The organism is Kordia aestuariivivens, assembly GCF_014397005.1.
GTDB lineage: Bacteria > Bacteroidota > Bacteroidia > Flavobacteriales > Flavobacteriaceae > Kordia > Kordia aestuariivivens.
In genome coordinates, this window is sequence record NZ_JACGWS010000006.1 from 72,837 (window position 1) to 87,062 (window position 14,226).

General features: G+C 34.1%; 16 protein-coding genes. 14 read left to right on the top strand and 2 right to left on the bottom strand.

Translation table 11 applies throughout. From position 1 onward, the window contains the following. Positions 1-125 precede the first annotated feature (125 nt). Positions 126-1,013, bottom strand: a complete 888-nt coding sequence (locus tag H2O64_RS11055; protein ID WP_187562264.1) for a helix-turn-helix transcriptional regulator — start codon at positions 1,011-1,013, stop codon at positions 126-128. Positions 1,014-1,217: 204 nt separating this feature from the next. On the opposite strand from H2O64_RS11055, the gene hemA reads away from it, so the two are divergent. The 11 genes from hemA to H2O64_RS11110 all read left to right on the top strand — a co-directional run bounded on the left by hemA (position 1,218) and on the right by H2O64_RS11110 (position 10,699). Further along, positions 1,218-2,477, top strand: coding sequence for a glutamyl-tRNA reductase (gene hemA / locus H2O64_RS11060; protein ID WP_187562265.1), 1,260 nt, complete (start codon positions 1,218-1,220; stop codon positions 2,475-2,477). After that, positions 2,474-4,051, top strand: coding sequence for a hydroxymethylbilane synthase (gene hemC, locus H2O64_RS11065; RefSeq protein ID WP_187562266.1), 1,578 nt, complete (start codon positions 2,474-2,476; stop codon positions 4,049-4,051). Before hemA ends, hemC begins: the two co-directional genes overlap by 4 nt. A 186-nt stretch (positions 4,052-4,237) precedes the next feature. Beyond that, positions 4,238-4,753: an alpha-ketoglutarate-dependent dioxygenase AlkB gene (locus tag H2O64_RS11070; RefSeq protein ID WP_187562267.1), complete on the top strand. Its 516-nt coding sequence runs from the start codon at positions 4,238-4,240 to the stop codon at positions 4,751-4,753. 80 nt (positions 4,754-4,833) lie between these two features. Continuing rightward, the gene (gene hemE / locus H2O64_RS11075) at positions 4,834-5,859 is read left to right on the top strand and encodes a uroporphyrinogen decarboxylase (RefSeq protein ID WP_187562268.1); all 1,026 of its coding nucleotides are present in this window, start codon (positions 4,834-4,836) and stop codon (positions 5,857-5,859) included. 91 nt (positions 5,860-5,950) lie between these two features. After that, positions 5,951-6,484: a GNAT family N-acetyltransferase gene (locus tag H2O64_RS11080; RefSeq protein ID WP_187562269.1), complete on the top strand. Its 534-nt coding sequence runs from the start codon at positions 5,951-5,953 to the stop codon at positions 6,482-6,484. A gap of 23 nt (positions 6,485-6,507) precedes the next feature. Beyond that, positions 6,508-7,335: a hypothetical protein gene (locus H2O64_RS11085; RefSeq protein WP_187562270.1), complete on the top strand. Its 828-nt coding sequence runs from the start codon at positions 6,508-6,510 to the stop codon at positions 7,333-7,335. Positions 7,336-7,350: 15 nt separating this feature from the next. Beyond that, positions 7,351-8,121: an EI24 domain-containing protein gene (locus H2O64_RS11090; RefSeq protein WP_187562271.1), complete on the top strand. Its 771-nt coding sequence runs from the start codon at positions 7,351-7,353 to the stop codon at positions 8,119-8,121. Between the two features lie 67 nt (positions 8,122-8,188). Continuing rightward, on the top strand, positions 8,189-8,347 hold the full coding sequence (locus tag H2O64_RS11095) for a hypothetical protein (RefSeq protein WP_187562272.1): 159 nt from the start codon (positions 8,189-8,191) through the stop codon (positions 8,345-8,347). 140 nt (positions 8,348-8,487) lie between these two features. Further along, positions 8,488-9,393, top strand: coding sequence for an oxygen-dependent coproporphyrinogen oxidase (gene hemF / locus H2O64_RS11100; protein WP_187562273.1), 906 nt, complete (start codon positions 8,488-8,490; stop codon positions 9,391-9,393). Then, complete coding sequence (locus tag H2O64_RS11105) at positions 9,381-10,175, top strand: site-2 protease family protein (RefSeq protein WP_187562274.1); 795 nt, start codon at positions 9,381-9,383, stop codon at positions 10,173-10,175. The genes hemF and H2O64_RS11105 overlap by 13 nt, the downstream gene beginning before the upstream one ends. A 92-nt stretch (positions 10,176-10,267) precedes the next feature. After that, positions 10,268-10,699: a PaaI family thioesterase gene (locus tag H2O64_RS11110; protein WP_187562275.1), complete on the top strand. Its 432-nt coding sequence runs from the start codon at positions 10,268-10,270 to the stop codon at positions 10,697-10,699. 62 nt (positions 10,700-10,761) lie between these two features. On the opposite strand, the gene H2O64_RS11115 is transcribed toward H2O64_RS11110, so the two are convergent. Continuing rightward, positions 10,762-11,022, bottom strand: a complete 261-nt coding sequence (locus tag H2O64_RS11115) for a hypothetical protein (RefSeq protein ID WP_187562276.1) — start codon at positions 11,020-11,022, stop codon at positions 10,762-10,764. A 233-nt stretch (positions 11,023-11,255) separates the two neighbouring features. On the opposite strand from H2O64_RS11115, the gene H2O64_RS11120 reads away from it, so the two are divergent. The 3 genes from H2O64_RS11120 to H2O64_RS11130 are packed head-to-tail and all read left to right on the top strand — an operon-like array spanning position 11,256 to position 14,223. Then, positions 11,256-11,726 (top strand): hypothetical protein, encoded by a 471-nt coding sequence (locus H2O64_RS11120; protein WP_187562277.1) that lies wholly within the window; start codon positions 11,256-11,258, stop codon positions 11,724-11,726. Positions 11,727-11,758: 32 nt separating this feature from the next. Beyond that, the gene (locus tag H2O64_RS11125; RefSeq protein WP_187562278.1) at positions 11,759-13,492 is read left to right on the top strand and encodes a tetratricopeptide repeat-containing sensor histidine kinase; all 1,734 of its coding nucleotides are present in this window, start codon (positions 11,759-11,761) and stop codon (positions 13,490-13,492) included. Continuing rightward, on the top strand, positions 13,489-14,223 hold the full coding sequence (locus tag H2O64_RS11130) for a LytR/AlgR family response regulator transcription factor (protein WP_187562279.1): 735 nt from the start codon (positions 13,489-13,491) through the stop codon (positions 14,221-14,223). Before H2O64_RS11125 ends, H2O64_RS11130 begins: the two co-directional genes overlap by 4 nt. Positions 14,224-14,226: the final 3 nt, after the last annotated feature.

The window sequence follows — 14,226 nt, forward strand, 5'->3', positions numbered from 1 at the left end:
AAAAGATTTTGTATCGAGACCTTATGGCAGCAGAGGTTTTTAATTCGTGGCAAAAAAAGGGAAACCGCAAAACATCAAATTTTAAATGTAAAAGTCAAAAGTAATTTTCAATCTTTGAATTAAGACTAATTCACACTTGCCTGAGTATACTTTTTCGGTGTAGTTCCGTATTTCTTTTTAAATGCTGCAATAAAATGACTTGCCGTGCTGTAGCCAACTTTGTGTCCAACTTCGTTTACATTGTAACTTCCCGATTCTAGGAGTTTGCGTGCGTATTCCATTTTATAATCAAACAAAAAGCTAAATACCGAATCACCATAAATTTGCTTAAAGCCTTCTTTCAGTTTTTTAATATTCAATCCAACTTCATTTGCCAACTCTTGCAATCCTGGCGGCTCTGCCATATTTGCGATAACAATATCTTTTGCACGACGAATTTTTAGCACATTTTCTTCATCCACCAAAAACGGACATTGCTCAATATCGGCATCTTCACTTCGATTAAAATACAAACTCAACAGTTCATACGCTTTTCCTTTTAAGTATAATTTTTTGATAGATTCGTGCATGTTGTAATTAATCATCTGATTCAACACAACTGCCATCATCGGCGTAATTTCTTTATTATCGTAATACTTTTTATCTTTCTTATCCGCATTCAAAAAGTGAATATAATTCGCTTCAAGCGAAAACAAGGAATGGAATTTTTTAATAGGAATCAACAAAGAAATCAACCATGTTTTTGATTTCAACTCAACATTAATTGGTAAATCGGTTTGCGGATTGTACAACAATAAGGCATGTTCATCCAACACATCAAACGAATAGCGTCCATTATTAAAATTAAACTTGCATTCTCCTTTAATACAAAAATGAAATTGTATAAAACTACTATCAATTTCTCGCACAAGTTGTTGAGTATCATTGCTCTCATTTTGAAGCTTCAAAATATAAAAGCCTTCTTCCACTTGAGTCTCTTGTAAAGTTCTTTGAGCGTTGTTTTTTTCTTCCATAAGTAGAAATACCTGTTTTCACTTTATTTAGAATGATTCTACGTTAAACCACCTAAAAAGCCTTCATTTGCTGTAAAATTACAACATTTCACTAGTTTTTTAAATGAAATGCAAATAAAAAACTTAGAGCGATACTAAAAGTCCTTTGAGCGTTATTTTTATTAATCCTTGAATGATACTTTTGTTAACGATTTAAGAATCTCCATGAAGCAATATAATATATCAAAACAAAATTCTTTCTACTGTGTAGGTATGAGCTATCAGAAAGCGGATGCTCATATTCGTGGAAAGTTTAGTTTGCCCGATACCGCGAAAGCTTCTATTCTCAATACAATCAATGTTGAAAATATTGGAGATGGTGCCTTAATCATCTCTACGTGTAACCGAACCGAAATATACGGTTTTGCACAACATCCGTGTCAATTCATTAAATTATTATGTGACAACTCTAACGGAACTGCGGAAGAATTTGAACAAGTAGCATACATTCATAAAAACAAAGATGCCATTTCACACCTATTTAAAGTAGGTACAGGATTGGATAGTCAGATATTAGGTGATTTTGAAATCATCTCACAATTAAAAAAAGGATTCAAAGCTTCGCAAAAAGCTGGATTGATCAACGGTTTTATGGAACGTATGGTCAATGCAGTAATTACAGCAAGCAAACGCATCAAAAACGAAACGGAAATTTCTTCTGGGGCGACTTCAGTTGCTTTTGCATCTGTACAATATATCTTAAAAAATGTAATCAATATTTCTGAAAAGAACATTCTATTATTTGGAACAGGAAAAATTGGAAGAAATACGTGTGAAAATTTAGTGAAACACACGAAAAATGATCAAATCACATTGATCAATCGTACCAAAGACAAAGCAGAAAGAATTGCAGGAAAGTTTGATTTAATCGTAAAAGATTATGAAGACATCACTTCTGAGATTCAAAAAACAGATGTGTTAATTGTGGCTACAGGCGCGCAATTGCCAACTGTTTCTAAAAAAGACATTCATACAAACAAAGAACTGCTCATTTTAGATTTATCAATTCCGGAAAACGTTTCTAAAGATGTAACGGAATTAGCGAATGTAACCTTAGTACATTTAGATGCTTTATCGCAAATTACAGATGATACGCTTGAAAGAAGAAAATTACACATTCCAAAAGCGGAAGCAATCATTAACGAAGTAAAAGCAGAATTCATTGCGTGGTTAGAAACTCGAAAATTTGCACCAACAATCAAAGCGTTAAAGCAAAAATTGACGGCAATGAAAAATGCTGAAATCAACTTTCAGCGCAAAAAAATAAGTGATTTCGACGAATCTCAAGCAGAAATCATCAGCAACAGAATCATTCAAAAAATAACTACACATTTCGCCAATCATCTCAAAGATGAAAGCACAACTTCAGAAGAAAGTGTAGCATTGATACAAAAAGTATTTCAATTGGAAAATAACTCAATATGAGTAAAATCATCAGAATCGGGACTAGAGATAGTGAACTCGCATTGTGGCAAGCTAAAGTAGTACAAGACATCTTAGGAAGTCTTGGTCACAAATCTGTATTAGTTCCTGTAAAAGCTACTGGAGATTTAGTACTAGACAAACCACTATACGAACTCGGAATTACCGGCATTTTTACACGAACGCTAGACATTGCCATGCTCAATAATGACATTGACATTGCGGTGCATTCACTAAAAGATGTTCCTACGGCATTGCCAAAAGGTATTGTACAAGCTGCAGTTTTAAAACGTGGAAATGTACGTGATACATTAGTTTTTAAAGACAATGAAGAATTTTTATCGCAACGCGATGCAGTCATTGCCACTGGAAGCTTACGCCGAAAAGCACAATGGCTCAACAGATATCCAACGCACACCATTGAAGATTTACGTGGAAATGTAAACACGCGTTTAGAAAAATTAGAAACTACCAAACATTGGAATGGTGCTATTTTCGCTGCCGCTGGATTGGGACGAATTGATCTTCGACCTGATGATGCTGTCAACCTAGAATGGATGGTTCCTGCGCCCGGACAAGGTGCAATTATGATTACAGCACTTGAAGAAGATGAAGAAGTAAGAGCAGTCTGCGCTGAAATCAATCATGAAGAAACAGAAATTTGCACAACGATTGAGCGTACCTTTTTACGATTACTAGAAGGCGGTTGTACGGCTCCAATTGGCGCAATTGCCTACATAAAAGAAGAAGTAGTTACACTTGAAGGTGTATTGTTGAGTGTTGATGGAACGAAGAAAATTTCCATAAGTCGCTATGACAAACTTGGCGAGCATCACGAATTGGCAAAATACTGTGCAGATTTCATCATAGAACGTGGTGGAAAACGCTTGATGGAAGAAATCAAAACTTCAGGAAAACAAACCAATGTATATTCTACGAAGTTATTGACTGAACCGCAACGCCAACTATTTAATGAAGGAATTGTGGCCGAAAGTAGCGATTTCATCAAAATTAGCTTGAATAGAATCAAACCGCAAGTAGTTCGTAAACCGATTAAAAATGTAGTCATTACGAGTAAAAATGCTGTAGCTGCATTATTGCAAAATTTCTCGGCTGCCGAATTGCAATTTCAGAATATTTATTGTGTCGGAAGACGTACCAAAAAACTCATTGAGAAAAAAATTGGTCCAGTTGCAAAAGCTGCACGAAACTCAAAAGAACTAGCGGAATATTTAGTTGAATATATCAGTGGAACTTCGGTAACCTATTTTTGTAGCGACATTCGTTTGGATGCCTTGCCAACAATTTTAGAAGACAATCACATCGAAGTCACAGAAGTTCACGCATACAAAACCATGTTGGATGCTGAGAAGCTTCAAGATGGTGTAGAAGGCATTATGTTTTACAGTCCATCAACCGTGCAAAGTTACATTTCAGGAAACAAAGCCAACGGAATTGCCTTTTGTATTGGAGAAACAACAGCGAAAGAAGCTTCACAATATTTTGAAGATGTCCGCATCGCAAAAGTACCAACCGTAGAAAGCGTGATTGAATTGGTGAATGAGCATTATATCTAGCTTTTGGGTATTGGGTATTAGGTATTAGGTATTAGGTATTAGGTAAAATAAACAAATCGTCACTTCGAGTGATTTTTGATAAAAATTGTATCGAGAAGTGCTTTGAAATAAAAATAGACTTGAGATATTAGTAGTGAGCAGTGAGATTTCTCTCAATCCTAAATACTAACAACTCAATACTGAAAAATGAACGGAATAACATACATAGCGGATTTTATCACAACTCCTGACGTGTTGTTTAAATTTTTAAAAAACAATGTCGTTTGGGATGAACGCATGTCAGCCAGAAAAACAGCTAGTTATGGAGAAGCGTATAATTACTCTCAAATCAGTTATCCGTATCAAGCATTCACAAAAGAATTAGAAGAAATTATTGATCTAATTGAAAAAACGTTGAATTTTGCACCTAATAATTGTTTGATTAACTATTATTTAGATGGAAAATCTAGTATGGGATTTCATTCTGATCAAACAGATATATTAGTAGAAAACACAGGCGTTGGAATTGTTTCTATTGGAGAAACAAGAATATTACGATTTCGAAACATAAAAGATAAAACCATTATAAAAGATTTTGAATTACCTTCTGGATCTTTTATTTATATGACAAACGAAGTACAAGACGAATGGCAACATGCAATTCCAAAATCGGACACCGAAAACGGAAGAATGAGTTTGACGTTTCGTATGATGACAAAATGATCAACGGATTAATAAATAGAATAAAAAACGGCTAAAAGCAAGAAGCCAACAGCTAATAGCTAATAGCAAAAAGCCAGAACATGCTAAAAAACGATTTATTTTTAAGAGCTTTAAAAGGAGAAGTAGTCGAACGTCCACCAGTATGGATGATGCGACAAGCAGGAAGATATTTACCTGAATTCATGGAAATAAAAAAGAAGTATGACTTCTTTACACGTTGCCGAACACCAGAGTTGGCAAGTGAAATTACAGTGCAACCCATTCGTCGTTACGGAATGGACGCGGCAATTCTATTTTGCGATATTTTGGTCATCCCGCAAGCGATGAATATTGAAGTGCAAATGAAGCCAAACTTTGGACCCTATTTGCCAAATCCTGTGCGAACTCAAAAAGATGTCGACAACGTAATTGTTCCTGATGTTACGGTGGAATTGGATTATGTATACAAAGCCATCAAAGCAACGAAAGAATTGTTGAATGATGAAATTCCATTAATTGGTTTTGCAGGTTCGCCATGGACAATTTTATGTTACTGTGTGCAAGGTCAAGGAAGTAAAAACTTTGACAAAGCAAAGGAATTCTGTTTCACAAACCCGATTGCTGCACATCAATTACTACAGAAAATTACAGACACAACAATTGCATATTTAAAAGAAAAAGTAAAAGCTGGCGTCAATGCGGTTCAAGTATTTGATTCTTGGGGCGGCATGTTATCTCCAACGGATTATCAAGAATTTTCTTGGCAATATATCAATCAAATTATTGAAGCCTTAAAAGATGACGCACCCGTAATTGCCTTTGGAAAAGGATGCTGGTTTGCATTGCAAAATATGGCTCAGTCAAACGCTTCTGCATTAGGAATCGATTGGACATGTTCGGCACGAAATGCACGCTATTTAACAGGAGGAAATATCACACTTCAAGGAAACTTTGATCCAACACGTTTATTCTCGCCACCAGCGGAAATAAAGAAAATGGTGCATCAAATGATCAACGAATTCGGAAAAGACAAATACATCGTTAATTTAGGTCACGGAATCTTACCAAACATTCCATTAGACAATGCAAAAGCATTTATTGACGCAGTAAAAGAGTATAAAGCGTAAACAGTTTTATTCAAAATATATCAAACCAATCCGTTACTTAGATAAGTAACGGATTTTTTTATTGAAATGGATTTTAGATTACATTTACAATATGATACACATTAAAGGTCAATTTGTAATATCATTATTGGAAGAAAAAGACGCAGGTCCACTTTTTGAGTTAATTCAAGCGAATGCGAAACGATTGCATCAATACTTTCCCATCACAGCAAAAGAAAATTGCTCGTTAACCGCAACAGAATATTACGTTCAGAAGAAAATTCGCGAAGCAAAACAAAAAGAAAATTACACCTTTAAAATTGTAACAACAACTTCACAATTGCCCATTGGTTTAGTAATCATTAAAAATATTCATTGGACAACAAAAGAATGTGAACTTGCCTATTTTATTGACAGCACACATGAAGGAAAAGGAATTACCTCAACCGGAATTGGGCAATTAATAAACTATTGTAAAGAAGAATTACACCTACAAAAAGCGATCCTAAGAATTGGAGAAGACAATCCTGGCAGTCTTCGCATTGCAGAAAAACACGATTTTATCTTAACAAAACGCGTCAAAGATGGACACGAAGATTTTCACGGAAACATTATGGATGTCTTACATTTTGAACGTACTTTATAGCCTAACAATCGTTTTGACCGTTCATGAATATTGATACCATTGCAAATATAAAATTCGACAAAAAAATAATCAATTATTTATCGGTTTTAAAACCCGCAGCTACGGCTATTTTATTAGCGCCAACAGAAACCGATCTTAAAGACATTATACAATATACTACAATGGATTTGACGTTGAAGAAAGTACTTTCAATTCAACATAAAAACATCAGATTACATCCAAGTGATCCATACGAAAGAGCGCGAACTATTGTTGAAACAGATAAAAATTTTGCAACGTACCGTAAAAGTATTTACGAGAGTTATTTTTTGGGGATTATTAATGAGCAAAGTTACTTTCAACTATATTCGTATCTACTCCGAATTTACCACGAGCTGCCTTTAGACAATAAGGTGAAAAAAAGTATTTTGAAAGAACACAAAATCCTAAATCTATTTTCTTTTTCATTTACATTTGATTCCTTTAGTATATTTCGATTAAACAGAAACGGTGAAAAAGTTAGGAATGAAATACAACGTTATTTTGTGACAATTGAAGAAAATTTGCCGCACATTATTGAAAATTCGCCATTGCAGGTATTGCATTTATTATCTTTTTTAAAAGGAAATTTTTTCTTGTTGAAAAATATATCTGTTGAACTCTTAGAAAAAATAAACGCATTAATTAAGCTCCACAAAGAGGAGGTAAGAGATGAATACTTTGATTTGTTTGATCTCTTTGAGTTTTCGGATATATTTTTATCGGGTATTTCTGAAGAAATAGGAGAATCGATGCAAACTATTGAACGAACATACAACAGAGGCAACCCAAGTACTGATAATGTGTATGACCCTACAGATTTCTCAGATTAATTGTAACTTGCAGATATGATTAAAGATATTTTTAACGGAATTCAAGCGTATTTTTCAGCGTATACATTGCTGAACAAGCTCAATTTGTGGCGATTTTTTGTGGTTCCTATCGGGATTAGTTTTTTGTTGGGTATTTTCATCATTTTTACTGCATACGGATTGTCGGATGATCTTGGAAATTACATTGCGAGTATTTGGGGATTTACCTGGGGAAAACAAACGGTTACGACCATCAGTCATTTCATTGGTGGCTTGATTGTTCTCGCAATAGGAATTGTTATTTTCAAACATGTACTCATGGCAATTGTTTCGCCTTTTATGGGTCCAATTTCAGAAAAAATAGAACAACACTTTTTAGGAACTATTCACAAAAGAGGAAAAGGTTTAAAGGCACAAACTTCAGCATTTGCAAGAGGAATCAGGCTTAACATTCGAAATTTGATTGTAGAAATCTTGTGGATCATTCCGTTTTTTATCTTCAGTTTCATTCCCGTTATTGGAATCGTTTTCTTGTTTCTTATCTTTTTTATACAAGCCTATTATGCAGGTTTTGGAAACATGGATTATACCTTAGAACGTTACTTTCCATACAAAAAAAGTGTTGAATTTGTTCGAAATCACAGAGGAATTGCCATTGGAAACGGCATTGTTTTCATGCTCATTTTACTCATCCCAATTGTTGGAATTTTGATCGTTTTGCCATTATCCGTAGTTGCTTCAACCATCACAACTTTAAAAGCTTTACATCCTGAAAAATTCAATAAAAAAAAGACAACGCTGCAATAACTTAAACACGGATTTTTAGCTATCTGTTTTTACTTATATTTACTACTTAACCAAAATTATAAGTATTATGAAAAAAAGTAAAGCAAAATTAACATTAAGCAAAAGTACCATTGTCTCTTTAGAAAATATCCGTGGAGGACGTTCTGAAACTTCTTATAGTTGTCCAGGAGATCATTGTCCGACTGACGCGAAAACCTGTGCCAACGGACCTTGTGAAAATCAATAACGCTAAGTATTCTATAAAAAGAAGAAGTCTATAATGGCTTCTTCTTTTTGCTTAAAACTTAGGCTATATTATTTCTAATATAAAAAGTACATTTGCATAACTTAAAAAAACACAGCGTTATTTACGCAAAAAAGAAAACAATGAAAGACCTTTTCCTCAACTATATCCATCAATTACAAGACACCATTACATCAAAAATAGAAGAAATTGACGGAAAAGCAAGGTTTCAAGAAGACTTGTGGAAACGTCCAGAAGGCGGTGGCGGACGCACGCGCGTGATTGAAAAAGGAGCAATTTTTGAAAAAGGTGGCGTAAATATTTCGGCGGTTCATGGAGAACTTCCTGAAGCATTGCGCAAAAACTTCAAGGTGGAACAAGGCGATTTTTTCGCTTGCGGATTGAGTTTGGTTTTACACCCAAAAAATCCTTTTATTCCAACAGTGCATGCCAATTGGCGCTATTTTGAAATGTACGACGCAGTAGGAAATGTGGTGACACAATGGTTTGGTGGCGGACAAGATTTAACGCCGTATTATCTGTTTAAAGAAGACGCAACACACTTTCATCAAATATGTAAAAATGCTTGCGACAAACATCATCCAGAATTCTATCCAACACATAAAAAAACCTGTGATAATTACTTTTGGAATGCACATCGTGATGAAGCGCGTGGCGTTGGCGGATTGTTCTTTGATTACTTAAAAGAAACCGACGAATTCTCAATGCAAGATCGATTTAACTTTGTCACCGAAGTTGGAAATAGCTTCTTAGAGAGTTATGTTCCTATTGTAGAACGTCGCAAAGAAATAGAATACACACAAGCGCACAAAGATTGGCAAGAAGTTCGTCGCGGGCGTTATGTAGAATTCAATTTGGTACATGATAGAGGAACTTTATTTGGCTTAAAAACCAACGGACGCATTGAAAGTATTTTAATGAGTTTGCCACCAACGGTTCAGTGGAAATATAATCATCATCCTGAAGTTGGAAGTGAAGAAGCAAAATTGATTGAAGTTTTAAAAAACCCGAAAGAATGGATCTCCTAACAATACCTGTATATTTCGGAATTGCCGCAGTTATTATCATGTTTCTGTTTAATATTTTTCATTACTCATTCGCAAGTATATTTGGCGTACGTGTGGAAACTTTTGGCATGTTCATCACCATAGGTAATACCTATTTTTTAAAATTTAAACGTAATCATACGGATTATACGTTAGGTTGGATTCCGACTACTGGTTTTGTGAAAATCTCAGGAATGTTTGATGACAATATAGACGGTGAACCTGTAAAAGAGGAAGACTATATGTTGTCTTCCAAAACACCTTTTGTACGTTTTATTTGTACGGTTGGCGCACCATTATTATTATTGATCCCTTTTGTTGTGAGTGCAATGTTTATTGACCCAAATGGTTCGCTTAATGCAAATTTCAACGTATTAAACGACGTAATTTACAATCTATATCAATTAGTCATTGGTACTATTGAAAGTGTAGAAGCCCACGAAAACTGGAATGCAATTGCAAACACATATGCTGTTTTTCCGATCATTTTATGCATCATGTCTTTATTCACGGCATTTGTAAGTATTACAACATTGCTCACCAATAGCATTGGCCAAAAAATAGAGGCGTTTAATGTAATAGGATCTATAGGATTATTAATTCTATACCTTTATATTTTGTACAAAATAGGTTCACTTTATTTTAGCGTACACAACTTTACGGATGCTTTATTTTCCTTTGTTCAGTTTATAATTACAACATATATCATTTCGTTTGTGTTGATGTTATTGATTAAAATTTTACCGAAGAATAAATATATCTAGCTTTATGATTCGGTTTTCATTTTAGTGCTTTTCAGAATTGTTATTTCGTAAAATCACACTTGTTGACACGAAAAATTCACTAATTTTATACAATGGAACACTACCGAAAGTTAGAGCGGATGTATTTGGCGGCAAATATGAATACGCAATTGTATGAAACGACAGAAATACGCATTGATGATGAAGTTGCAGAAATCAAGTTGACCATTGATCCAAAATATTTTCATGCGCTTGGCGCGATTCATGGCTCGGTATATTTCAAACTCTTGGATGATGCGGCTTTCTTTGCTGTAAGTTCTATTATAAAAGATGCATTTGTCCTAACAACTTCATACAACATCAACATTACACGACCTGTAAGCAAAGGCGTGATTACCGCAATTGGAAAACTAAAATTCAAGTCGCGAAATCTATTTGTTGCTGAAAGCAGTTTGGTAGATGAAAAAGGCAGGGAGATTGCTTTCGGAACTGGAAATTTTGCCAAAAGTAAAATTCCGTTGACGGAAGAAATAGGGTATAAATAAAGTTTCCACCAACATGTCTATTTCATTATATGCTGGTGAAAATTTTAAAATAAGTTCTGCAATTAACTTTTTGTTTTTGTAATTGTAAACGTACACGTTTTTCCTGCTTTAAATGAAGGTCCATTTCTAGGATCAGAAATCCAAACGCCTCCATTTTGAGCTTGTACTCCAACACCTACACGTGAAAAATTACCAATTTTCATCGATTGTGAACTTCCTCCTTTAATCCAATCGGCATAAAATGGGATGCCCGCACCTCCTTGTTTAAAAATTGAAAATAATAATGTGGCTTCGCTGTCGTTTTTTACGGTGATTGTACTCATAATACATTGTTTTAAGTTGATTAGCTACTCTCTTTAGGCTTTTCGCTTTCTGCCTTTTGTTGATACAAAGATGGATTGAGAAAAGCGCTTTTTGAGAAAAACTTATACAAGTGGTTATTTCTGTATCACAAGAGGCTTACAATGTATTACAAGCTGCATTTTCCCCTAAAAAAGTAAAAAACAACCTCTTTTTTTGTTAAATTGTAGTACTAACTTTAACAAACCATATGAAAATGAGTACCAAAAAAAACAAATACGTCGAATACTGGTGTGAAACAGATAATATAGCTCCGTACATACTCAGAAACCGAGGTGTACGTCCGCACAATCCAATGGTAGAGTTTTATAAAGACCCAGAACAAAATCTCTACTTTATCAGAATTTTAGCCATTATTCCTGATTGTGTTGACAAAATAGATGCAACAGCTCCAGAAGCAAGAGAAGCTATCACTACGAATCTTGGAGAAATTGAAACACGCACTATTATCATAAAGTGGGAAGAAGATGTACCACCTGACGCTTCATCACCGTTTAACTTGTGGTCTATTGATTTAGAGTACAAACTTTTAAATGAAAAAGATGGAGAAGATAAAGCCATTAAGGTTGATTTTGAATACGGAGATCCAAAATTATCACGCGGAACCGTGACTACTTCTGGAACGCCTGCTTCTGTAGATATAAATAGCGAAACAAAATGTTCTTAATTTTATAAAACCATCACAAAAATTCAAAGAATATGTTTTTGAATTCATCCAAATGGATATATGTATATTGTTGCTGTTTTTTAATTTCTATTACTGTTGTTTTTGCGCAAAAGCAAGAATATTCAGAGGAATTCAAAAAAGAAATACTAGAAACTTGTCCACAATGCGCTCAAGATACTAGTGTATTTCAAAAAGCAAGAAAAGATAAATTTCATCAATCTCACTATTTGTTTTCTAAAAATGAAATCGATTCTTCTTATACGATACTCACGGAACTTTTAAGTAATACACATAATAAAGAAGTTCGAAAATTATACATTCTAAATACGATAAGAGGACGTGTTTTATTAAGGAAAAAATTATTTGATGAAGCAAAACAAAGCTTTGAAACAGCTATTAAAATTGGAAAACAATATCAAAGTCCATCCATTAATAATCAATATGCGTTGTTGGGGCAGATTTATTTTGAACAACTAAAGTTTTCGAAAGCTGCCGAAGTGTTTGAAACTTGGAAAGCTTCTTATGTAAAAAATGAACACAACAACCGTATCAATCTACACAATCTTGGTTTGTGCTATTTACATTTGGAACAATATGATAAAGCACAAGAAAACTTACTTGAAAGTTATCGCCTAAACCAAAAATATAAAGATACGCTTGGCTTGGCGCGATCAAGTTTAGACATTGCCAATTTATACTATCAACAATACAAAGATGAATTGGCTATTGATTATTTTGAAAAAGGACTCGGGTATGCTAAAAAGGCTCATGATTTAGAAATATTGCAAAACGCACTCCTAAATCTTGCCGTTGTAGAAGAAAATCGGAAAGACTTTTCCAAAGCATTGAAGTATCGAAAAGAATATGAAAAAATTAAAGATAGTATCTGGAATAAAGACCAAATATGGAAATTTGCGCAAAACGATAAAGAAACCGCAAGGCAACTAAATGAAGAGCAATTAAAAGCCGAAAAAAAAGAAAAAATATTCTTCATCGTTATCGCACTATTAGCATTGATTTTACTATCATTCTTGAGTTATTTTTATCTAAAAATTCGGAAACAACATACGATCATCAGAGAATTAAATACTACCAAAAATAAACTCTTCTCCATTCTCACACACGATCTGAAAACGCCAATTCATACACTAAAAGCAAAGCTTTACACCATTTTACATCAACCAGGAAAAAATAAATTACACGAAAAACAACGCACTTCGATTTCAGAAAGTTACGATTTGGCAAAAAACACTTCTTTATTGATTGACAACACATTACACTGGACATTACAAAGTCAGAACAAACTTTTATTTCATCAACAGAAACTAAACCTTTCTTCTATTGTAGCGCAAGTTGAATATGATTACATTCCCATCATAGAAGAAAACAAACTAGCATTACATACAGATATTGACGCAACTATTTTTGTGTTTGCGGATGGAAATTCGCTGAAAATTGCATTACGAAATGTGCTCGATAATGCCATTAAATTTTCCTTTACAGAAGGAATCATCAACATAAAAGCAACAACAGAAAATAATAGCTGTACATTAAAAATTATTGATGAAGGCGTCGGATTTGATACCAATAATTTTTCCCGACAAAACTTTTCTTCCACACCAGATACCAAAGGAAGTACAAGTACAGGTTTGGGAATACAATTGAGTCATGAACTCATTGAAAAAAACGGCGGAAGTTTTGAAATTTCTAGCGTTCCCAACAAAGGAACTACCGTTTCTATTACGTTACAAACGAACAAAACATGACGACAAAAATCAAAGTACTCATTTTTGAAGATCGCGCAGAAGATGCGTTAATATTAAAAGAAACGCTTTCGCAACAACACATAGAAATTGCAGGAATTGCTTCTTCCTATACAGAAGGAATTGCATTGTTGAATTCGGTCGATTTCGATATTGCATTGCTTGATATTTTCGTCAAAGGAAAACCTGAAGGCATTCAGTTTGCGAACGAAATCGAAGACGATAAACCTTTTATATTTATCACAAGTTCCATTGAAGCTACTGTTTTTGAAGAAGCAAAAGACACGAATCCGCACAACTACCTCATCAAACCGTACAATCCGTTAGAATTATTGTTTGCCATTGAACTCGCCATTGAAAAAAGTGCTGCGCAAGAAGGTGCATTTTCTCAAAAAATTCCGGTGCATCACAACGATGCTATTTTTATCAAAAAAAATAAAGCACTTGTAAAAATCGATCTGAAAAACATTAATTATATTTCAGTAGACGGACAATATTGCAATATGTACACCGACGAACAACCATTTTTACTTCACACTTCATTAACCCAACTTATCAAGGAATTTCCAGAAACTCAATTTATAAGAGCGAATAGAAACTTAATTGTTAATACGGACAAAATCAAAATCGTTTACCCTGATGATAATTTAATTGTGTTGACCAATGGAGAAAAAGTATCACTTAGTAGAAGATATAAAGCTGCTTTTTTTAAAAACTATCGTATTTTTAAATAATTT